General features: G+C 71.5%; 19 protein-coding genes. 8 read left to right on the top strand and 11 right to left on the bottom strand.

All coding sequences use genetic code 11. The features are described 5' to 3' along the window. The first annotated feature begins 78 nt into the window (after positions 1-78). From ACQPXG_RS09515 to ACQPXG_RS09500, 4 genes are all read left to right on the top strand, one after another. The gene (locus tag ACQPXG_RS09515) at positions 79-1020 is read left to right on the top strand and encodes a DMT family transporter (protein ID WP_433467258.1); all 942 of its coding nucleotides are present in this window, start codon (positions 79-81) and stop codon (positions 1018-1020) included. 1 nt (position 1021) lies between these two features. Then, complete coding sequence (locus ACQPXG_RS09510; protein WP_433467257.1) at positions 1022-2692, top strand: fumarate hydratase; 1671 nt, start codon at positions 1022-1024, stop codon at positions 2690-2692. A gap of 149 nt (positions 2693-2841) precedes the next feature. Then, positions 2842-4107 carry a serine/threonine-protein kinase gene (locus ACQPXG_RS09505; RefSeq protein ID WP_433467256.1) on the top strand — a complete coding sequence of 422 codons (1266 nt, stop codon included), beginning with the start codon at positions 2842-2844 and terminating at the stop codon, positions 4105-4107. 80 nt (positions 4108-4187) lie between these two features. Next, positions 4188-5588, top strand: a complete 1401-nt coding sequence (locus tag ACQPXG_RS09500; RefSeq protein WP_433467255.1) for a class II fumarate hydratase — start codon at positions 4188-4190, stop codon at positions 5586-5588. Between the two features lie 61 nt (positions 5589-5649). Here ACQPXG_RS09500 and ACQPXG_RS09495 read toward each other — a convergent pair whose 3' ends face one another. From ACQPXG_RS09495 to ACQPXG_RS09480, 4 genes are all read right to left on the bottom strand, one after another. Continuing rightward, the gene (locus tag ACQPXG_RS09495) at positions 5650-6534 is read right to left on the bottom strand and encodes a lytic transglycosylase domain-containing protein (protein ID WP_433467254.1); all 885 of its coding nucleotides are present in this window, start codon (positions 6532-6534) and stop codon (positions 5650-5652) included. 507 nt (positions 6535-7041) lie between these two features. Beyond that, a complete protein-coding gene (locus ACQPXG_RS09490) occupies positions 7042-8358 on the bottom strand; it encodes a PhoH family protein (RefSeq protein ID WP_433467253.1) in 1317 nt (438 codons plus the stop codon). A gap of 75 nt (positions 8359-8433) precedes the next feature. Further along, a complete protein-coding gene (locus tag ACQPXG_RS09485) occupies positions 8434-9321 on the bottom strand; it encodes an isoprenyl transferase (protein WP_433467252.1) in 888 nt (295 codons plus the stop codon). Between the two features lie 140 nt (positions 9322-9461). Beyond that, entirely contained in the window at positions 9462-9983 is a 522-nt protein-coding gene (locus tag ACQPXG_RS09480; RefSeq protein ID WP_433467251.1) for a hypothetical protein, read from the bottom strand. Between the two features lie 115 nt (positions 9984-10098). On the opposite strand from ACQPXG_RS09480, the gene ACQPXG_RS09475 reads away from it, so the two are divergent. After that, positions 10099-11637, top strand: a complete 1539-nt coding sequence (locus tag ACQPXG_RS09475) for an MFS transporter (protein ID WP_433467250.1) — start codon at positions 10099-10101, stop codon at positions 11635-11637. Further along, a complete protein-coding gene (locus ACQPXG_RS09470) occupies positions 11618-12259 on the top strand; it encodes a TetR family transcriptional regulator (protein WP_433467249.1) in 642 nt (213 codons plus the stop codon). Before ACQPXG_RS09475 ends, ACQPXG_RS09470 begins: the two co-directional genes overlap by 20 nt. A gap of 1 nt (position 12260) precedes the next feature. Here the strand turns inward: ACQPXG_RS09470 and ACQPXG_RS09465 are convergent, their stop codons facing one another. The 4 genes from ACQPXG_RS09465 to ACQPXG_RS09450 form a co-directional block, all read right to left on the bottom strand. Then, the gene (locus ACQPXG_RS09465; protein ID WP_433467248.1) at positions 12261-13448 is read right to left on the bottom strand and encodes a C40 family peptidase; all 1188 of its coding nucleotides are present in this window, start codon (positions 13446-13448) and stop codon (positions 12261-12263) included. A gap of 210 nt (positions 13449-13658) precedes the next feature. Next, complete coding sequence (locus ACQPXG_RS09460; protein WP_433467247.1) at positions 13659-15641, bottom strand: thioredoxin domain-containing protein; 1983 nt, start codon at positions 15639-15641, stop codon at positions 13659-13661. 46 nt (positions 15642-15687) lie between these two features. After that, entirely contained in the window at positions 15688-17046 is a 1359-nt protein-coding gene (locus ACQPXG_RS09455; protein ID WP_433467246.1) for a dihydrolipoyl dehydrogenase family protein, read from the bottom strand. After that, complete coding sequence (locus ACQPXG_RS09450) at positions 17039-18007, bottom strand: ribonuclease Z (RefSeq protein WP_433467245.1); 969 nt, start codon at positions 18005-18007, stop codon at positions 17039-17041. Before ACQPXG_RS09450 ends, ACQPXG_RS09455 begins: the two co-directional genes overlap by 8 nt. An 80-nt stretch (positions 18008-18087) precedes the next feature. On the opposite strand from ACQPXG_RS09450, the gene ACQPXG_RS09445 reads away from it, so the two are divergent. After that, the gene (locus tag ACQPXG_RS09445) at positions 18088-18564 is read left to right on the top strand and encodes a pyridoxamine 5'-phosphate oxidase family protein (protein WP_433467244.1); all 477 of its coding nucleotides are present in this window, start codon (positions 18088-18090) and stop codon (positions 18562-18564) included. Positions 18565-18631: 67 nt separating this feature from the next. Here ACQPXG_RS09445 and ACQPXG_RS09440 read toward each other — a convergent pair whose 3' ends face one another. Genes ACQPXG_RS09440 through mca form a run of 3 tightly spaced genes read right to left on the bottom strand, consistent with a single transcriptional unit; the run spans position 18632 to position 20603 of the window. Then, positions 18632-19438, bottom strand: a complete 807-nt coding sequence (locus tag ACQPXG_RS09440; RefSeq protein ID WP_433467243.1) for a hypothetical protein — start codon at positions 19436-19438, stop codon at positions 18632-18634. A gap of 56 nt (positions 19439-19494) precedes the next feature. After that, positions 19495-19740 carry a hypothetical protein gene (locus ACQPXG_RS09435; protein ID WP_433467242.1) on the bottom strand — a complete coding sequence of 82 codons (246 nt, stop codon included), beginning with the start codon at positions 19738-19740 and terminating at the stop codon, positions 19495-19497. Then, positions 19740-20603, bottom strand: a complete 864-nt coding sequence (mca, locus tag ACQPXG_RS09430; RefSeq protein ID WP_433469931.1) for a mycothiol conjugate amidase Mca — start codon at positions 20601-20603, stop codon at positions 19740-19742. Before mca ends, ACQPXG_RS09435 begins: the two co-directional genes overlap by 1 nt. A 181-nt stretch (positions 20604-20784) precedes the next feature. On the opposite strand from mca, the gene ACQPXG_RS09425 reads away from it, so the two are divergent. Then, positions 20785-21168, top strand: coding sequence for a DUF4307 domain-containing protein (locus tag ACQPXG_RS09425; RefSeq protein ID WP_433467241.1), 384 nt, complete (start codon positions 20785-20787; stop codon positions 21166-21168). The last annotated feature ends 91 nt before the right edge of the window (positions 21169-21259 follow it).

Below are 21259 nucleotides of genomic sequence, written 5' to 3'. Positions count from 1 at the left end.
GGGGTCTTCTATTGGTCCACGATGGAGCATTTCGATTGGCTCTGCCGAGTGGACCAAGCAGCTTCTAGCTTTGCGTCCATGAACACGTCCCACAAGCGCGGCATGGCCGGGGCCGGATCCGCGATGTTCCTCGTCGGCACGCTGACCGCCGTCTCGGCGACCATCTCCGGCTACCCCGTCTTCGGCGGTCAGGCGGTCCGGTACGCCGTGGCCGCGCTCGTCCTGCTCGCCGTGGCCCGCCTCGCCGGCGGGGCCGCGCCCAGGCCGTCGGCGCGGGACTGGCTGCTGCTGGCGGCGCTGGCGGCGACCGGGCTGGTCGCGTTCAACGTCTGCATCGTGGCGGCCACCCGGGACACGAGCCCGGCCACGATCGGCACGGTGATCGCGACCGTCCCGGTCGTGCTGGCGCTGGCCGGGCCGCTGCTGGAGGGACGCCGCCCGGCCCCCGCGCTCCTCCTGTCGGCGTGCGTGGTGGCGGCCGGCGCCGCCCTGGCCAGCGGCTTCGGCGGCGGCAGCGCGCGCGGCCTGCTGCTGTCGCTCGGCGCGCTCGCCGGGGAGGTGTGCTTCTCGCTGCTGGCCGTCCCGCTGCTGCCGCGCCTCGGGCCGCTGCGGGTCTCCGCCTACTCCGCCGCGCTGGCCGCCCCGATGCTCGTCGCGGTCGGCCTGGTCACGGACGGGACGGCGCTGCTCCGCGTCCCGACCGCCGCCGAGCTCGCGGGCTTCGCCTACCTGTCGGTCGTCGTCACCACGATCGCGTTCCTGCTCTGGTACGACGCGATCGGACGGCTCGGGGCCGACCGCGCGGGGCTGTTCGCGGGCCTGATCCCGGTCAGCGCGGTGATCACGACCGTGGCGCTCGGCCTCGGCCGGCCCGGAGCGGCGGACCTGGCGGGGGCCGCGCTGGTCGCGGCCGGGGTCGTGCTCGGCCTGCGGACCAGGGTCGCCCCCCGTGAGCCCGCGCGTTCCGAGCCCGTAACCTGTGAGACGGCCCCCATCGGAATCGCGCGAGGATCTGCCTGAGATGCCTGAGTTCTCCTACACCGACCTGCTGCCGCTCGGCCCGGACGAGACCGACTACCGGCTCCTGACGTCCGACGGGGTCTCCACGTTCGAGGCGAACGGGCGGACGTTCCTGCAGGTCGAGCCGGAGGCTCTGCGGCTGCTCACCGAGACGGCGATGCGCGACATCGCGCACCTGCTGCGTCCCGCGCACCTGGCGCAGCTCCGCCGCATCCTGGACGACCCCGAGGCGTCCCCGAACGACCGGTTCGTCGCGCTGGACCTGCTGAAGAACGCGGGCATCGCGTCCGGTGGCGTCCTGCCGATGTGCCAGGACACCGGCACCGCGATCGTGATGGGCAAGCGCGGCCAGCACGTCCTGACGGATGGCAAGGACGAGGAGCACATCTCACGCGGCGTGTACGACGCGTACACGAAACTGAACCTGCGCTACTCGCAGATGGCGCCGGTGTCGATGTGGGACGAGAAGAACACCGGCTCCAACCTGCCCGCGCAGGTCGAGCTGTACGCGACGCCCGGTGACGCCTACAAGTTCCTGTTCATGGCCAAGGGCGGCGGCAGCGCGAACAAGTCGTTCCTCTACCAGGAGACCAAGGCCGTTCTGAACCCGAAGCGGATGATGTCCTTCCTGGAGGAGAAGATCCGCTCGCTCGGCACCGCCGCGTGCCCGCCGTACCACCTGGCGATCGTCGTCGGCGGGACGTCCGCGGAGTACGCGCTGAAGACAGCCAAGTACGCGTCCGCCCACTACCTGGACACGATGCCCACCGAGGGCTCGCCGCTCGGGCACGGGTTCCGCGACCTGGAGCTGGAGCTGCAGGTGTTCGAGCTGACGCAGAAGCTCGGCATCGGCGCGCAGTTCGGCGGCAAGTACTTCTGCCACGACGTGCGGGTGGTCCGGCTGCCGCGGCACGGCGCGTCCTGCCCGGTCGCGATCGCGGTGTCGTGCAGCGCCGACCGGCAGGCCCTCGCCAAGATCACCGCGGAGGGCGTGTTCCTGGAGCGGCTGGAGACCGACCCCGCGCAGTACCTCCCGGACACCACCGACGACCACCTGGACGAGGGCGTCGCCCAGATCGGGGCGGGCGGGGGGAGTGCGATCAGCATCGACCTGAACCGTCCGATGGCGGAGATCCGGGCGGAGCTGACCAAGTACCCGGTGAAGACGCGGCTGTCGCTGACCGGTCCGCTCGTCGTGGCCCGCGACATCGCGCACGCCAAGATCAAGGAGCGGATGGACGCGGGCGAGCCGATGCCGCAGTACCTGCGCGACCACGCCGTCTACTACGCGGGCCCGGCCAAGACGCCGGAGGGCTACGCGTCCGGGTCGTTCGGCCCGACCACGGCCGGGCGGATGGACTCCTACGTCGAGCAGTTCCAGGCCGCGGGCGGCTCGCTGGTCATGCTCGCCAAGGGCAACCGGTCCAAGCAGGTCACCGACGCCTGCAAGGAGCACGGCGGGTTCTACCTCGGCTCGATCGGCGGCCCCGCCGCCCGGCTCGCCCAGGACTGCATCAAGAAGGTCGAGGTCCTGGAGTACCAGGAGCTCGGCATGGAGGCGGTCTGGAAGATCGAGGTGGAGGACTTCCCCGCGTTCATCGTGGTCGACGACAAGGGCGAGGACTTCTTCGCCGACACCACCGGCCCCGTCCTCACCATCGGCAGGCGGTGACGTTCGGCAGCGGCCGACGGCGCCCCGGTGACGGCCGGCCCACCGGTCATGAAGGTTTCTTGCCGGTAGGTCACAGTATTGGGCCAAAATCCGAGTTGGTGATGAGGTCTCCCGGATGACCAGCGGGCCACTCCGGTATCTTTTCCGCCATGTCTCAGTCAGAGCGCCTCGTTCTCGCGACGCGCTACCGGCTGGTCTCGGAAATAGGTCAGGGTGCCAACGGCACCGTGTGGAGAGGGCATGACGAGCTCCTCGATCGCGCCGTCGCGATCAAGGAGCTACGGCTCCCCGAAGACCTTGCCGAGGACGACCGGGTGGTCTTCTACCGCCGTACCCTCCGGGAGGCGCGCGCGCCCGCACAGCTGCGCACGCACTCCATCGTCGAGGTGTACGACGTGGTCATCGAGCAGGGCCGTCCCTGGATCGTGATGGAGATGATCGAGGCGCCCAGCCTCGAACAGCTCATCGAACGCTCGGGCCCGCTCCCGCCCGACCGCGTCGCGCACATCGGGCGGGCGCTGCTGGACGCCCTCAACACCGCGCACAAGGCCGGCATCGTGCACCGCGACCTCAAGCCGAGCAACGTGCTGCTCGACGGCGACCGCGTCGTGCTCACCGACTTCGGGCTCGCGTTCTCGTCCGGTTCGGTGAGCCTCACCAAGACGGGCCACTTTATGGGCTCGCCCGCCTACGTGGCGCCCGAGGTCGCCGCCGGGGACAAGGCGACCCCCCGGTCCGACCTGTGGTCCCTCGGGGCGACGCTGTACGCCGCGCTGGAGGGCCGTCCGCCGTTCGAGCGCGAGAACGTGATGGCGACGCTGTCCGCGCTGGCGAACGAGTCGACCCCCGCCCCACAGAACGCCGGCGCCCTCGCGCCGGTGATCACCGGGCTGCTGGAGAAGAACCCGACCCGCCGGCTCAGCCACGCCCGCGCGGTCGACCGGCTCGAACGCGCCATGGCGGGCCCGCGCTCGGGGCGCCGCCCGCCGACGCCCCGCTACCGGCTGATGGTCGTGATCGGGCTCATCGGCGCGACCGTCGCGTCCTGCGGGATCGGCGCCACCGCCCTCATCGTCGGGATGATGCGGGAGAGCCCCGGGCCGTCCCCCACCGCGACGTCGTCCAGCCCGGCGGGCACCACCACCCAGGCCGCCGCGCCGCCCGGCGTGGCGACGAGCACGCTCGTCGTCCGGGCGCGCACCGACGCCTGCAAGATCTTCGTGTCGGTGCCGGGCGACGCGATCACCGTGCTCAGCGACGAGACGCTCCACCAGGGCGACGCGCGGCAGTACGGCCAGCCCCGCCTGAACGCGGTGATCTACGACGCGTCGGCCTGCGACGTCTGGGTGAACGGCCAGCAGAAACCACCCGGCAAACCCGGCGAACGCCAGAACTACGCCCTGAACAAGGAGTGACGAGCCCCGCCGCGGGGAATGCGGGAGCCACCGGATGGGCTGGCCTGTAGGACGGCCGAAGATCCGAGCGGGAGGCTTCCATGTCCGAGCAGGGGTTCCGGATCGAGCACGACTCGATGGGCGAGGTCCGGGTGCCGGCGGCGGCCAGGTGGCGGGCGCAGACGCAGCGGGCGGTGGAGAACTTCCCGATCTCCGGGCGGGGGCTGGAGGCCGCGCACATCGCCGCGCTCGGCCGGATCAAGGCCGCGGCGGCGGTCGTCAACGCCGAGCTCGGGGTGCTCGACGAGGACCTGGCCGGCGCGATCGCCGAGGCCGCCCGCGAGGTCGCCGACGGGCGGTGGAACGACCAGTTCCCCATCGACGTGTTCCAGACCGGGTCGGGGACGTCGTCCAACATGAACGCCAACGAGGTCGTGGCGACGCTGGCGCAGGAGCGGCTCGGCCGTCCGGTGCATCCCAACGACCACGTGAACGCCTCCCAGTCGTCCAACGACGTGTTCCCCTCGTCCATCCACGTCGCGGCGACCGGGGCCGTCCTGAACGATCTGATCCCCGCGCTGCGGCATCTGGAGGCCGCGCTGCGGCGCAAGACGGACGAGTTCCGGGACATGGTGAAGTCGGGCCGCACCCACCTGATGGACGCGACGCCGGTGACGCTCGGCCAGGAGTTCGGCGGGTACGCGGCCCAGGTCGGGCACGGCGTGGAACGGCTGGAGGCCGTCGTGCCGCGCCTCGCGGAGCTGCCGCTCGGCGGGACCGCGGTCGGCACCGGCATCAATGCTCCCGCCGGCTTCGCCGCCCGTGTCATCGCGGAGATCGCCCGGGCCACCGGGCTGCCGCTGACCGAGGCCCGCGACCACTTCGAGGCGCAGGGCGCGCGGGACGGCCTGGTCGAGGCCAGCGGCGCGCTCCGCACGATCGCGGTGAGCCTCAACAAGATCGCCAACGACCTGCGCTGGATGGGCTCCGGCCCGCGCGCCGGGCTCGCCGAGATCCGGCTGCCCGACCTGCAGCCCGGGTCGTCCATCATGCCGGGGAAGGTGAACCCGGTGATTCCGGAGGCGGTCACGCAGGTCGCCGCGCAGGTCATCGGGAACGACGCGGCGGTCGCGTTCGGCGGCGCGTCCGGCAGCTTCGAGCTGAACGTGATGCTGCCGATGCTGGCCCGCAACGTGCTGGAGTCGATCACCCTGCTGGCGAACGTGTCGCGGCTGCTGGCGGACCGCTGCGTGGACGGCATCGAGGCCGACGAGGACAGGCTGCGCGAGTACGCCGAGTCCTCACCGTCGATCGTGACGCCGCTGAACCGCTACATCGGGTACGAGGAGGCGGCGAAGGTCGCCAAGCAGGCCCTCAAGGAGCGCAGGACGATCCGTGAGGTCGTCCTGGAGCGCGGTTACGTGGACGACGGGAAGCTGACCGTCGAGCAGTTGGACGACGCCCTCGACGTGCTCGGGATGACCGGCCCGTCCGGCCGCTGACCGCGTCGGCCGCAGGAGTCCCAGGAGCCTCTCTGGCGCCTGGGGCTCGCCCGCCCGAGGGTCAGTACCAGCCGACGGACTCCGAGTGCGACCAGGCCTTACAGGGGGTCCCGTAGCGGTTGTCGATGTAGCCGAGCCCCCACTTGATCTGGGTGGTGGCGTTGTTCTGCCAGTCGGGACCGGCGCTGGCCATCTTGGAACCGGGCAGCGCCTGCGGGATCCCGTACGCGCCCGAGGGGTTCGCCGCGTGGGTGTTCCAGTGGCTTTCCTTGTTCCACAGGTTGACCAGGCAGCCGAACTCGCCGCTGCCGGTGAAGCCGTAGCTCGGCATCAGCTTCTTGGCGATCGTCTGCGCCTCGCCGGCCGGGACCGGGTCGCCGACCGGTCCGCTGCCACCGTTGCCGCCCTTGTCGTCCTCGGGCTTCTTGGTGGGGATCGGCTTGCCCTTGGGGCGCAGGGACGGGGCCTTGCCCTCGTCCGCGCGCGTCGCCCGGGTGGCGCGTTCGAGCGCCAGCTTCTTGCGCTGCTGCTCCAGCACCTTCGGGTCGACCTTCGGAGCGGCCTCCGCCAGCTGCTTGGTCGGCGTGACGGTCTTGGCGCCCTCGTCGCCGGAACCGCCGGTCAGCGCAAGCGCGGCGACCGCGCCACCGCCGAGCACCACGGCGGCGCCGGCCGCGACCGCGGCGATCCGCAGGCCGTTGCGCTTGCCGGAGCGGGAGCGCCGGCCGGCCGCGCGCGGCGTGTTCGACGCGATCTCGTCATGGGGGTCGTCCGTGGACACTCCGGTGCGGAGCGGCTCCTGGACGGCCTGGATCCCGAGCGTGTCACCGGCGGGCGCGCCGACCTGGGTGCGGTCGGTGCCGGCGACCCGCACATCGTCCTCGTGCGGCGCCGGGGCGGCTTCCGGGGCAGCGGCGTAGGCCGGGGCGGGGGCCGATGCCGCCACCGGGATCCGGGGGTCGAAGCTCTGTCGTTCGTCTCGCCTAGGGGACCCGGGACGGTCTCCGTACAAGGCGGTCCTTCCGACGGTCGCACGCGCATGGGCACGCGCACGAACTGTTGTCCACCCCGGCCCGGCCGGCCGTCAGGAGATCAGGCGGCCCCGGACCCGGGGCGGCGCCGTGCCCGTCGCGCGTGTTCTGGGGGGTCGCGCGCCGACCTGGCACCGCTCGGGGGGTGCTTACGGGGAGACACAATGCCCGAGGTGACGGGCTGCTTCGCAACCGAAACGAGACGAATGCGGCGCGTGGGACGGTTGTCAACCCACCCGGAGCAGCCCCGAAACCGCCACCAGACCTGCACATCTCCACCGCTCGGGCCTTAATTGTGACCTTCATCACAACTCTACGTTACGGGGTTTAACGATCACCCTCCGTAGGAAATTCAGGGACGTTCTCAGACGCGAAGACCCCGGTGCCCCTTCCCGGGCCCCGGGGTCGTCGCCTGCCGGAAATCACACCCCGACGTCGCCGAGCATGTCCGTCACCAGGGCGGCGATCGGGGACCGCTCCGACCTGGTCAGCGTCACGTGCGCGAACAGCGGGTGGCCCTTCAGCCGCTCCACCACCGCGGCGACGCCGTCGTGGCGGCCGACCCGCAGGTTGTCGCGCTGCGCCACGTCATGGGTCAGCACGACCCGCGACCCCGCGCCGATCCGCGACAGGACCGTCAGCAGCACGCCGCGCTCCAGCGACTGCGCCTCGTCCACGATCACGAAGGCGTCGTGCAGCGACCGCCCGCGGATGTGCGTCAGCGGCAGGACCTCCAACATGTCACGGTCCACGACCTCGTCGATGACCTCCGGTGTGGTCACCGCCGACAGGGTGTCGTAGACCGCCTGGGCCCACGGCGACATCTTCTCGTTCTCCGACCCGGGCAGGTAGCCGAGCTCCTGGCCACCGACCGCGTACAGGGGACGGAACACCAGGACCTTGCGGTGCTGGCGCCGCTCCAGCACGGCCTCCAGGCCCGCGCAGAGGGCGAGCGCCGACTTGCCGGTGCCGGCCCGCCCGCCGAGCGAGACGATGCCGACGTCCTCGTCCATCAGCAGGTCGATCGCGATCCGCTGCTCCGCGGACCGGCCGCGCAGCCCGAACAGCTCACGGTCGCCCCGCACGAGCTTGACCGACTTGTCCGGCTGGACGCGGCCGAGGGCCGAACCGCGCTCCGACAGCAGCCGCAGGCCCGTGTGGCACGGCAGGTCCCGCGCCTCCTCCAGGTCGGCGGTCCCCTCGTCGTACAGCTCCTCCAGGACCCCGCCGGGCACCTCCAGCTCCCGCATGCCGGTCCAGCCGGACTCCACGACCGCCAGCTCCGCGCGGTACTCCTCGGCGGCGAGGCCGACCGCGGACGCCTTCACCCGCATCGGCAGGTCCTTGGAGACCAGGACCACGTCGCGTCCCTCGTCCGCGAGCCACGCGGCCACCGAGAGGATCCGGGTGTCGTTGTCGCCGAGCCGGAACCCGTCCGGCAGGACGCTCGGATCGGAGTGGTTCAGCTCGACGCGGAGCGTGCCGCCCTGGTCGCCGAGCGGCCCCTCGACCGCCACGGGCTCGTCCAGCCGGCCGTGCCGCACGCGCAGGTCGTCCAGGGTGCGCAGGGCCTGCCGGGCGAAGTAGCCGAGCTCGGGGTGGTGGCGCTTGGCCTCCAGTTCGGAGATGACGACGACGGGGAGTACGACCTCGTGCTCGGCGAACCGGGTCATCGCCCCCGGGTCGGCGAGCAGGACGCTGGTGTCGAGGACGTACGTGCGCCGATCCGGTGTGGCCACTCGATCTCCCTGAGAATGGGGGAACTGCCGGTGGCGCGCCGGTCCGCCGCGATGGCGGTGGTCAGCAGAGGACGGTCAGGTACCGTAGCGCCGATGCCGCGCGGCATACGAGCGCATGGCCCGGAGGAAGTCCACCTTGCGGAAGTCCGGCCAGTGGACCTCGCAGAAGTAGAACTCCGAGTGGGCGCTCTGCCAGAGCATGAAGCCGGAGAGACGCTGCTCCCCCGAGGTGCGGATGACCAGGTCCGGGTCCGGCTGGCCGCGCGTGTAGAGATGCTCCGCGATGTGCTCCACGTCGAGGATCTCGGCGAGTTCCTCGATGCTGGTGCCCCGGCTCGCCTGCTCGATGAGCAGTGAGCGCACCGCATCAGCGATCTCACGCCTACCTCCATACCCAACCGCGACGTTCACAATCAGGCCGGGTGCGTCGGATGTGGCCTCACCCGCATCTTTAAGGACGCGAGCGGTCTTATCGGGCAGCAGGTCGAGGGCGCCGACGGGCTTCACGTGCCAGCCGTCGGCGGCGAGCTTGCGGACCGTGTTCTCGATGATCTCCAGCAGCGGTGCCAGCTCGGCGGCCGGCCGGTTCAGGTTGTCGGTGGACAGGAGCCAGAGCGTCACGTGCTCGACGCCGGCCTCCGCACTCCACTGCAGCAGCTCGGAGATCTTCTGGGCGCCGCGCTGGTGCCCGGTGTTGACGTCGGCCAGCCCCATCGACCTGGCCCAGCGCCGGTTCCCGTCCAGGATGACGCCGACGTGCCGGGGGGTGATGTCGGTCGGCAGGTCCGCCTCGACCCGGCGCTCGTACATCCGGTAGACGACGTCGCGGACGGCCGCGTACGGGCCGCTGCGGCGGAGGGCGGAGATCAGCCGCCCGCCCTCGGCGGGGCGGCGGCGCACACCGTCACGCCGTGCGCCGCGCGACCACCTGGTGCGCGGCTCTCCCGTACGCCGAACCCCCATGTGGGCTTCCCTTCGAGCGACCGACCCTGGCGGGAAAGACGCTCAATTATGGCCCGACGGCGACACTTCTCCCACCGCCCCCGTGATGCCAGGCTAACGCGCGCGCGGCCCGTGCGGGGCGAATGGCCTGCTCTGGCCCGTCAGGCCCGGGGCCCGGCGGCGCGGGCACGTTCCACGTGCTCCAGGGCGGTGCGCAGCTCGGCCAGCCACTCGTCGGTGTTCTTGCCGACGAGCCGGACGCACCAGGCGAGCGCGTCGCTGCGGCTGCGGGCGACCCCGGCCTCCACGAGCGTGTCCAGGACGCGCCGCTCGGGCTGCCGCAGCCGCGTCATGACCGGCACGGACAGGGTGGTGAACATCTCCCGTTCGCCGCCGCATTCGACGCCCCACGAGACCTTGTGGCCGAAGCGCTGCTCGGCCTCGCGGGCGATGCCGATGCGCCGGTCGCGGGTCTCGTCGCGGAAGCGCTGGACGTGCCCGGCGATCACGCCGGCGCGCTCGGCGTCCGACACCTGCTCGGCGGCCGCCGGGACGGGCAGCCGGCCGACGACACTGACCTCCTCGCGGTCGAGGACGACCTCGGGCGCTCCCTCGAACCAGTCCTCCGGCAGCCGCCCCGAGAACCAGCCGCGCAGTTGTTCCGCCGCTTCGCTCGTATTCATGTAATCAAAATTACAACGCATCAGGGTCCAACACCACCCTCTCTCTCGATTGACAATCACCATCTTTTGAGAGTTACTCTCATTTCAGAGAGAGACTCAATTGGAGGTGCCTGTCATGAGCGTGGGATACGCCCGGCGCTGGTTCGGGCTGGGCGCGCTGGCGCTGAGCATGCTGGCGCTCGGGTTCGACATGACGATCCTCAACGTGGCGCTGACCACGCTGTCGGAGGAGCTGCACGCGAGCACCAGCTCACTGCAGTGGATCGTCGACTCCTACCTGCTCGTCTTCGGCGCGCTGCTGCTGCCCGCCGGGCTGCTCGGCGACCGGTTCGGGCGCAAGTGGCTGCTGCTGGCCGGCCTCGCGGTGTTCGGGATCGCCTCCCTCGCCGGGGCGTTCGCGGACGGCTCCGGCGGCGTCATCGCGGCCCGCATGTTCATGGGGCTCGGCGCGGCGATCGTGACCCCGCTGTCGATGTCGATGCTCCCCGCGATCTTCCCGCCGGAGGAGCGCACCCGCGCCGTCGCGGTCTGGTCGTCCTCGATGGCGCTCGGCCTGCCGCTCGGCCCGCTGCTCGGCGGCTGGCTGCTGGAGAACTTCCGGTGGGGCTCGATCTTCCTGGTCAACGTGCCGGTCGTGGTCGTCGGCGGCGTCGCGGTGGCCCTGCTGCTGCCGGAGACGAAGGACCCGTCCGCGCCCCGGGTCGACGGGTTCGGCGCCCTGCTGTCGATGGCCGGCATCGTCGCGCTCGTGTACGGGGTCATCGAGGCTCCGGTCCGGGGCTGGGGCGAAGCCGTCGTGCTGGTGGCCTTCGCGCTCGCAGCCGTCCTGCTGGCCGGGTTCGTCCTCTGGGAGCGGCGCGCCGCCGAACCGATGATGGACATGGGACTGTTCCGCGACCCCGGATTCGTGTGGGCGATGGTCGCCGCCATCACCGCGAACCTGATGATGGCCGGGGTCCTGTTCGTCCTGCCCCAGTACCTGGAGGCGGTCCAGGGCAACGACGTCTTCGGCACCGGGCTGCGGCTGATCCCGATGCTCCTCGGCCTGCTCGCCGGCGGCATCGTCACCGACCGGATCGCACCCCGCTCCGGCCACAAGCCCATCCTCGTCACGGGTCTGCTCGTGCTCGCGGCGGGCTTCGGATGGGGCGCGTTCACCGAGCTGGGCGACGGCTACTCCACCACCGTCCTGTGGCTGCTCGTCCTCGGCCTCGGCTGCGGCCTGACCATGGTCCCGGCGATGGACGCGGTGCTCGCCGCCCTCCCGCCCGCGCAGGCGGGACGCGGCTCGGGCCTCGTCCAGACGCTCCGCCAGACGGGCGGGACGCTGGGCGTCGCGGGCCTCGGCAGCCTGCTGTCCGCGCTCTACCGGGACCGCGTGTCCACCGGCGGGCTGCCCCACGAGGCGGCCGACGCGGCGCACGACTCCATCGGCGGCGCCGTCGCCGTCGCCGGCCGGCTGGGCGACGGCGGGCTGCTCGCCTCCGCCCGCGACGCCTACGTCCACGGCATGGACGCCGTCTTCGCCGCGTGCGCGGCCGCCGCCGTCGCGGTGGCCCTGCTCCTGTTGCTCTTCCAGCCCGGACGGGCCCGGGAGGATGCGGTCACCGCCGCCGATGCCCGAGAATCGGACCATGAGCACGTCGTCCCCTGAGCACGCCATCGACCGGCTGGAGGACCGGCTCTCCCGGCTGCCGCTGCGGGAGCGCAAGAAGCTGCGGACCCGGAGGGCGATCCAGGACCACGCCCTCCGGCTCTTCACCGAGCAGGGCTACGACGAGACGACGGTGGAGCAGATCGCGGCGGCGGCGGAGATCTCGCCGAGCACCTTCTTCCGCTACTTCCCCACCAAGGAGGACGTGGTCGTCACCGACGAGTACGACCCGATCATGGCGGAGATCTTCCGCGACCAGCCGCCGGAGCTGACCCCGATCGAGGCGCTCCGCAAGACGCTCCGCGAGATGCTCCCGCTGATGTACGAGACCGACCTGGACGTCGTCAACATCCGGCTGCGGCTCACCGCGCAGGTGCCCGCCCTGCGCGCCCGCACGTTCGAATCACTGCGCGAAGGCACGCACGCCATGCTGAGCGAGGTCGTCGGCGCCCGGACGGGCCGGCCGTCCGGCGACGCGGACGTGGAGGCGTTCACATGGGCGGTCCTGGGCGTCATGCAGGCGGCGATGTACCAGTGGATCGACGGTCGCGCCACCACGGAGGACATCCCGGCCCTCGTCGACCACAACCTGGAGTTCCTCGGCCGCGGCTGCCCGCTGTGACTCAGCGGCCGATGGCGCCGGCGACCTTGGCCGCCATCTTCGGGCTGACCCGGACCGCGCCGCGCATGTTGCGCGTGTAGACGTTCTGGACCTGCACCACGGTGCCCGTCCGCGGGGCGGCCAGCATCTTGCCCTTGCCCAGGTAGAGGGCGATGTGCGAGATGTAGCCGGGGGCCGTCGGGTCGTTGGCCCAGATGAGCATGTCGCCCGGCTGGGCCTGGCCGTACGGCACGACCCAGCCGGCGCGGGCCTGGTCGGCGGCGACGCGCGGCAGCCGGATGCCCGCCTTCGCGAACGCGTACTGCATCAGGCCGGAGCAGTCGTAGCCGCCCTCCGCCTCGGACTCGCCGCCCCACACGTACGGCCAGCCGAGCCGCGTGTAGGCCGCCTGGATGACCGTCCGGACCTGCCTGGCCGTCATGACCTGGCCGTTGGACGCCGGCACGTCCCCGGACGCCGGGAAGTCGATCTCCGGGTTCACCGCGACCGCCTTGGCCTGCTTCGGCAGCACCTTGCGGAGCTTCTTGATGAACGCCTTCGGCTCGGTCTTCGGGACGCTGATCAGCATCGCGTTGCCGGTCGGCATCCCCAGGGCCTGCGCGGTGGTGTGCGAGACGACGGCGTCGACGTCGCTGATGCCCATCGTCGCGTACGCGCCGACGCGCAGCTGCGACTGGTGCTGCCTGCCGCCGACGGGCACCTGGCTGCCGAGCTTCACGCCGCCGTCGCTGCCCATCGTGAACGAGATCGCGACGTCGCCCGAGGCCACATTGCGCCAGAGCGCGTCCGACTTGGCGGTCGGCTTCGGCGTGTAGTTGCGGAACGTGGACGGGTCGACGCCCAACAGCCCGACCCGCTTGCCGGCGACCATGCCCTGGACGGCGTCCACGACCTCGACGCCCTTCACGCCCTTGGCACCGCGGATTCTCTGGACGACGTCCGCCGGAAGCGTGGACGGCGCGGCCACGAGGACATGCGGAGTGAGCCGCTTGCCGAGCGGCGCGACCGCCGTGGGCGACAGGCTGGTGCTGCCGGACGCGGCCACGTACCGGGCTCGCTGCTCACTGGGACGCGTGGCCGCGGCCGGGTCGTCGTCGTGCGCGACGAGGACGGCGACGTTGGCGGCGAGCGTGGTCAGCACCGAAACGCCGATGATCGTCGGCAGGGCCCGGCGGTTCGGCTTTCCCACTGCCACACTCCCTCGAAGGTCGCCCCTGCACCGGCTCTTGACCGTGCCCGGACACGACTATGACTCAGATGTCCGGCCACCGTCCAGATACCCGGTGCGCCATCGGGCACCCTCGTCCGCCTTGCCCCATCAGGTCACGCCCGTCCCAGCTACTCAGTAGTAACAGCAAGCTCGCATGAGATCAAGGTCACGTTGCCACAAAGTGGACCTTCAATCCAATTGCCCACGTAGTTCGCGCGCCAGGTCGGCCTGGGTCGTGACCGGCAGCCGGCAGACGAACCCGCGGCACACGTACGCGGCCGGCGCCTCGTCCACCAGACCGCGCCCCTCCAGCAGCGGGACGCCCGCCGCGTCCGGCGGGCCGGTGCTCACCACCGCACCCGGCGCGACCGTCATGAGGGCCGTCCGGTGCAGCGCCCGGGTGCGCTCGTCGTCCGGATCGCCGATCACCGCGATCTCCACCGGCCCCGTCGCGGCCGCCTCCGCCACCGCGAGGCCCCAGCCCGCGAACCGGGCGTGCTTGCCGGCGAGCGTGCCTGCCGGGGCGAGCGCCTCCGCCGCGGCCTGCCGGTGCCGGTCCGAGCCGGTCAGCGCGGCGAAGGACAGCAGCGCGCCCGCCGCCGCGAACTGGCCCGACGGCGTCGCGTTGTCGGTCGGGTCCTGCGGCCGCCGGAACAGCCGCTCCGCGTCGTCGGCCGTGTCGAAGAAGCCGCCCTGGCCGTCCCCGAACCGTTCCAGGACGGTGTTGAGCAGCTCTCCGGCCAGCCGCACGTGACGGGGGTCGCCGGTCACCGCGTGCAGGGCGATCAGCCCGTCGGCCACGTCGGCGTAGTCCTCCAGGACACCCGCGTTCGCGCCCGCCGTCCCGTCCTTGGACGTCCGCACCAGCCGCCCGTCGTGCAGATGGACGTCCACCAGCAGCCGCGCGACCTCCTCGGCGGCCCGGACGAGATCCGGCCGGTCGAACAGGGCGCCGCACTCGGCCAGTGCCGCGATGGCGAGCCCGTTCCACGCCGCCACCACCTTGCCGTCCCGTGCCGGCGGAATCCTGTGCGCACGCGCCGACAGCAACGCCGTCCGCACCCGCTCGTACCGCTCGACATCGTCGGGGTCGCTCAGAAGCTGCAGAACGGACGCCCCACGCTCGAACGTCCCCGTCACTTCGAACAGGCTCTCGGCGAACGCGGCGTCGTCTCCGAGAACCTCACGCAACTGCTCGGGGGTCCACACGTAGTACTTGCCCTCGACACCCTCACTGTCGGCGTCCAAGGCCGACGCGAGCCCGCCGTCATCGGTCCGCAGGTCGCGCAGCATCCAGTCGCACGTCTCCAACGCCACCCGCCGCGCGAGCGGCGTCCCCGTCAGCCGCCACAGGTGCGCGTAGACCCGCGCCAGCAGCGCGTTGTCGTAGAGCATCTTCTCGAAATGCGGGACGACCCACTGCGCGTCCACCGAGTACCGCGCGAACCCGCCGCCGATCTGGTCGTACATGCCGCCCCGGGCCATCGCCTCCAGGGTGTGCGACGCCATCGCGAGCGACTCTTCGTCCCTCGTCCGCGCGTGATGCCGCAGCAGGAACTCCAGCGCCATGGACGGCGGAAACTTGGGCGCCGTCCCGAACCCACCGCGCACCGGGTCGTACGAACCGGCCAGCACCTTCACGGCATGCACGAGGACGCCCTCACCGGGCACCTCGCCACCGGCCAGACCGGACCCACGAGAACTCAGCGCCGCGACGACCTGCTGCCCTTGCCCGACGACATCGTCCCGTTGCTCCGTCCACGCCTTGTGGACGGCCTGCAAAAGCGCCCTGAACTGTGCCCGCGGAAAATACGTCCCGCAGTAGAACGGATGCCCCTCCGGCGTCATGAACACCGTCATCGGCCACCCGCCCTGGCCGGTCATGGCCTGGGTCGCCTCCATGTAGACGGCATCGATGTCCGGCCGCTCTTCCCGATCCACCTTGATGTTCACGAACAACTCGTTCATGACCTGCGCCGTCTCGCCGTCCTCGAACGACTCGTGCGCCATGACATGACACCAATGACAGGCGGCGTATCCGACGGAAAGGAGGACCGGGACATCCCGCCGCCGCGCCTCGGCGAACGCCCCGTCGCTCCACTCCCACCAGTCCACCGGATTGCCGGCGTGCTGCAGCAGGTACGGGCTTGTCGCGTCCTTGAGCCGGTTCATGCCCCCGATCCTGCCCGATCCGGCCGCCGCCTCACTCCCCCACCGCCTACCCGGCGAGGTCGGCGAGCGCGGTTTCTATGGTGCGGTGGAAGGTGGGGTAGGCGTAGATCATTTCTCGGAGGGCGGCGGTCGGGGCCTCGGTGTGGACGGCGACGGAGAGGAAGCCGAGGATCTCACCGCCGGAGGGGCCGACGACGGTGGCTCCGGCCAGGGTGCCCCATTCGATGTTCTCGACGAGCTTGACGAAGCCGTCGTTGCCCGCTTTATGAATCCAGCCGCGGGTCGACTCGGGGATCGGCGCCACGGCGGTCCGAACGGGAAGGTTCTGGTCGCGGGCCTGTGCTTCGGTGAGGCCGACGGAGGCGACCTCCGGGTCGGTGAAGGTGACGCGGGGGACGGCGCGGTAGACGGCCGGTGAGCCCTCCTCGCCGAGGATGTCGCGGACGGCGATGGCCGCCTGGTACATCGAGACGTGTGTGAACGCGCCCATGCCGGTGATGTCGCCGATCGCCCACACGCCGTCGGCCGCCCGCATGTGGCCGTCCACGGGGATCTGGCGGGCGGTCTCGTCAAGGCCGACCTTCCCCAGCCCGAGATCCTTCAGGTTGGGGCGGCGGCCGGTCGCGACAAGGAGACGTTCGGCGGTGAGCGTTTCGTCGCCGAGGTGCATCGTGAACTCGTCGCCGTCGTGGGTGACGCGGGTGACGTTCACACCGGTGCGGACGCCGATGCCCTCGCGTTCGAAGACGGCGCGCAGCAGGTCGCTGGACTCGGGTTCCTCGTTGAGGAGGAGGCGGTCGGCGGCCTCCACGACGGTGACGCGGCCGTCGAAGCGGGAGAAGACCTGCGCCATCTCCACCCCGACGACGCCCCCGCCGAGGACGAGGAGCGATTCGGGCGCCCTGGTCGCCATGACGGCGTCGCGGTTCGTCCAGAACGGGGTGTCGGCGAGGCCGTCGATGGGCGGGGCCGTGGGCGACGTGCCGGTGTTGAGCAGGATGCCCCGGCGGGCGCGGAAGACCTGACCGTCCACCGAGACCTCGTTCGGTGCGGTGATGCGGCCCTGGCCGCGCACGAGCCTCGCGCCCTTGCCGGTGAGCCGGTCGGCGGCGACCTTGTCGTCCCACGAGTCGGTCGCCTCGTCGCGGATCCGGGCGGCGACCGGCGTCCAGTCGGGACGGGCGGACGCCTCCCCCGCCATCCCGGGGACGCGGGCGGCCTCGGCGAGCAGCCCCGCGGCGCGCACCATCATCTTGGTGGGGACGCACGCGTAGTACGGGCATTCCCCGCCGACCAGCCGGGACTCCACGGCGACGACCGAGACGCCGGCCTCCGCGAGCCGTCCCGCGGCGTCCTCTCCCCCGGGCCCGAGACCGATCACCACGACATCGACTTCGTCAGCCATGCATGGAGTCCTGCCCACGTTCTCGTCCGGTCAGACGGCGCGGCGGCATCAAGATCCGGTCGAGGTCGTGGACCAGGGTCACGTCCCCGCCGAACACGGCGGACGCCTCGTCCACGAAGCGGTGCTCGTCCTCGATCCGGTACCGCTCTGAGAAGTGCGTCAGGACGAGGTGCCGGACGCCCGCCTCCGCTGCCACCGTCCCGGCCTGGGCGGCGGTGAGGTGGCCGTACTCGGTGGCCAAGGCGATGTCTTCGTGCAGGAACGTCGACTCGATGACGAGCATGTCCACGCCGTCCGCGAGGTCCCGGACGCCGTCGCAGAGCCGGGTGTCCATGACGAACGCGACCTTCTGCCCCGGACGCGCCACGCTGCACTCGTCCAGCGTGACCACGCGCCCCTCGGGCGTGGTGACCCGCCCTTCTTCCTGGAGGCGTCGGATCAGCGGCCCCCTGACGCCCCTCGCCGCGAGCTCCGCGGGCAGCATCGTGACGCCGTCCGGTTCCGCGAGCCGGTACCCGTATGCCTCGACCGGATGGGAGAGCCGCCGCGCGACCAGGGTGAACGGGGCGTCGCCGGTGTCCAGCGGCATCCGCTCGCCGGACACGGGACGCTCGCGGATCACGTCGGTGTCCCGGAAGGCGGCCGCGTGCCGCAGCCGCTCCCAGTACGGCCTGCCGCTCGCCGGGAACACCGCGTCGACCGGGTGCTCGACCCCGTCGCGGGCGATGCGCTGGACGATGCCCGGCACGCCGAGGCAGTGGTCGCCGTGGAAGTGCGTCACGCAGATCCAGGTCACGTCGTTCGCCGAGACGCCCGCGTGCGCCATCTGCCGCTGCGTCCCCTCGCCCGGGTCGAACAGGACGCCGTGGCCGTCCCAGCGCAGCAGGTAACCGTTGTGGTTGCGGGACTTGGTGGGCACCGCGCTGGCGGAGCCGAGGACGATCAGATCGCGCACGGACATCCCCCCATGGTGCCGGGCGAAAGGGCATGCAAGCGCTTGGTTATCGTGTGCACGGTACAGGCGAGCAGAGGGAGGGCCCCTTGGCCGGGAGCAAGCGCGAGAAGATCAAGATGACGCCCGAGGAGGCCGCGGCCTACCTCGCGGAGAACTTCAAGGTGCAGGTCGCCACCGTCGGCAAGGACGGCGAGCCGCACCTGGTGACGATGTTCTACACGCTGTACGAGGGCAAGATCGCCTTCACCACGTACAAGGCGTCGCAGAAGGTGCTGAACCTGCGCCGGAACCCGACCATGACCTGCCTCGTCGAGGACGGCGTCGAGTACAACGAGCTGCGCGGCGTCGCCCTGTACGGGCGGGGCCTCGTCATCGAGGACCCGGAGCCGCGCAGCAAGGTCGGCATGGTCGTCGGCTCCCGCATGGCGGGCCTGCCCGTCCCGAAGCTGGGCGAGCCGATCGACCCGGTCATCGCCGAGGGCATCGAACAGGCCATCGCCAAACGCGTCCTGGTCGTCATGGAACCCGACCGAATCGTCAGCTGGGACCACCGAAAGGCGTGAACAGGCCGCAGAAGCGTCACGGGCCGGGTGGCCGGAGGGCGGTCACGCCCGGAGGTCGCACGGCCCGTTACGGGGGTTCCAGGGGGTCGCCCCCCTGGAGAGACACAGCGCGGTCCAGGGCGGCTCGTTCGGCGGCGTGGTCGCCGCGCTGGCGGGCGGCGTCGGCGATGTGGACGAACATGGCGGCCTGCTCGTCGACGGCGTCCTGCTTGCGGAGGATCTCCAGCGCCTGACCGAAGAAGTTGATGGCCGCGACGGGGCGGTGCGCGCGCAGGTACGCCTCGCCGAGGCTCGCCAGCGCGCGTGCGCGGTTGCCGTCGTCGGGCTCGGGCAGGGCGGCGAACTCGTCCGGCAGCGGGCCGAGCAGCTCGATGGCCCGGTCGAGGGCGCCCGCCGTGGTCAGGGCGCGGGCGAGGTTGTGGCGGGCCAGCAGGACGGTGCGGAGGTCGCCGTCGCGTTCGGCGTGGCGCAGGCCCTCCTCCAGCGTCTCGGCGGCCTCCGTCCAGCGTTCCCGTTCCAGCAGGGCCAGGCCCTCGGCCTCCAGGTCCCCCTCCCCGGTGACCGTGGCGGCGAGGTAGTGGTCGAGGACACGGCGCATGGCGGCGTCCCGGTCCGCCTGGGAGTCCTCACGTTCGGCTCGTTCCCGCGCATAGGCGCGGACGAGCCCCGGGAGGCCGAAGCGGCCGTCGGCGGTGAGCAGTTCCCGTTCGGCGAGCGTCTCCAGCAGTCCGCGGGCCTCGGGCTCCGGCACGTCCGCGAGTGCGGCGGCGGCCGAGGGGTCGATGTCGTCGCCCGGCTGCAGGGACAGCAGCCTGAGGAGCCTGGCCGCCGGCGGCGGGAGGTCCCGGTAGGCGTCCTCGAAGTTCGCGCGCACGTCGAGGGTCCTCCCCGGACCCGGCCGCCTCCAACCGGCCCGGACGGGCAGGGCCGTTAGGCCTCGTCGTCGGACCGGGTCTTCGCCGCCGTGCCGGCCCGCGCCGCCTTCTCCGCCTCCGCGCGCTCCCACTCCTGCTGCCTCAGGTCCTCCTCGCGGGGCGCCTCGATCTTCTTCATCTGCTTGCCCATCGAGCGGATCAGGAAGAACGTGGCGGCCGCCAGGAGGAGGAAGACCACGAAGCCGAGCACGCCAGGGCTGACCGTGTCGTTGTTCAGCGGCATGGCGTAGACGGGAGCCATCACAGACACACCTTCTCCCGGATGCCGGCGAACAGGTCGTCCTCCGGCAGCTCCGTGTCGACCAGGGACCTGGCCAAATGGTAGTCCTCGGTCGGCCATGCCTCACGCTGGAGGTCCAGCGGGACGACGAACCAGAACCCGTTGGGGTCGATCTGGGTGGCGTGCGCGAGGAGGGCGCGGTCCCTGGTCTCGAAGTGGTCGGCGCAGGGGACGCGGGTGGTCACGTCCCACTTCGCGGCCTTGTCGGTCTCGTCCTCGAAGCGCTTCATCCAGTCGCCGTAGGGCGACTCCAGGCCGGCCTCCTCCATGGCGTTGTGCAGGGCGAGGATGCGGTCCTTGCTGAAGGTCATGTGGTAGTAGAGCTTGAGCGGCTGCCACGGCTCGCCCATTCCCGGGTAGCGCTCGGGGTCGCCGGCGGCCTCGAACGCCTCCACCGACACCTCGTGGCACTTCACGTGGTCGGGGTGGGGGTAGCCGCCCTTCTCGTCGTAGGTGAGCATCACGTGCGGGCGGAAGTCGCGGACGGCGCGGACCAGCGGTTCGGCCGCGCTCTCCAGCGGCTCCAGCGCGAAGCAGCCCTCGGGGAGCGGCGGCAGCGGGTCGCCCTCGGGGAAGCCGGAGTCGACGAAACCGAGCCAGCGCTGGGAGACGCCGAGGATCTCGCGGGCCCGCGCCATCTCGGCCTCGCGGACCTTGCCGATGTCGGCCTTGACCTCCGGGCGGTCCATCGCGGGGTTCAGGATGTCGCCGCGTTCGCCGCCCGTGCAGGTGACGACGAGGACCTCGACACCGTCGGCGACGTAGCGCGCCATCGTGGCCGCACCCTTGCTGGACTCGTCGTCGGGGTGCGCGTGCACCGCCATGAGGCGGAGCGGCTCGTCACCGCCGCACGGCCGGTCGAGCGTCGTACCGTCGATGACCTCGGACACTGGGGGTTCTCCCTCTCCGGACTCTTGAGCGGCCCCCGGTTCGAGGCACGCGTCATCACAGACGAGAATGAATTGTCCCTGACAACGTCCGCACCCCGCACGGAGATTCCCCGCCATGACGACGAGCGTGTCGAAAGCAGCGGCGCCCGCCGAGCCCCGGCGGGGCCGGCTCGGGCTGGTGGTGATCGGCGCCCTCACCGCGGTGATGGCGGCCGGCTTCGGCATCCTCGCCGCCCACACGGGGCAGACTCCGGGCATCGTCCCGCAGACGGTGACCTACCAGATCACCGACACCTCGGTAGAGATCAACTATTCGGTGGCCAAGGGGAAGGACGACGAGGTGCGCTGCACGGTCGACGCCTACGACACCGACCTCGCCGTGCTCGCGCAGAAGGAGGTCTCCGTACCGGCCGGGACGTCCGGCGTGAAGGGCACCGAGACGCTGCAGACGCCGCGGCGGGCCACCGGCGCGAGGATCCGCGACTGCCGCAAGGTCTGACCCGGAGATCTGACACCGGAGGCCCGCCGGGAGCCCGATACACCGGGTGAGTGCCGAGACACGATTGGCGGATTGCGGACGCCGAGTTCAG

Source organism: Spirillospora sp. CA-128828, from assembly GCF_050945415.1.
Taxonomy (GTDB): Bacteria; Actinomycetota; Actinomycetes; order Streptosporangiales; family Streptosporangiaceae; genus Spirillospora.
This window is presented reverse-complemented; position numbering and strand designations above follow the sequence as displayed.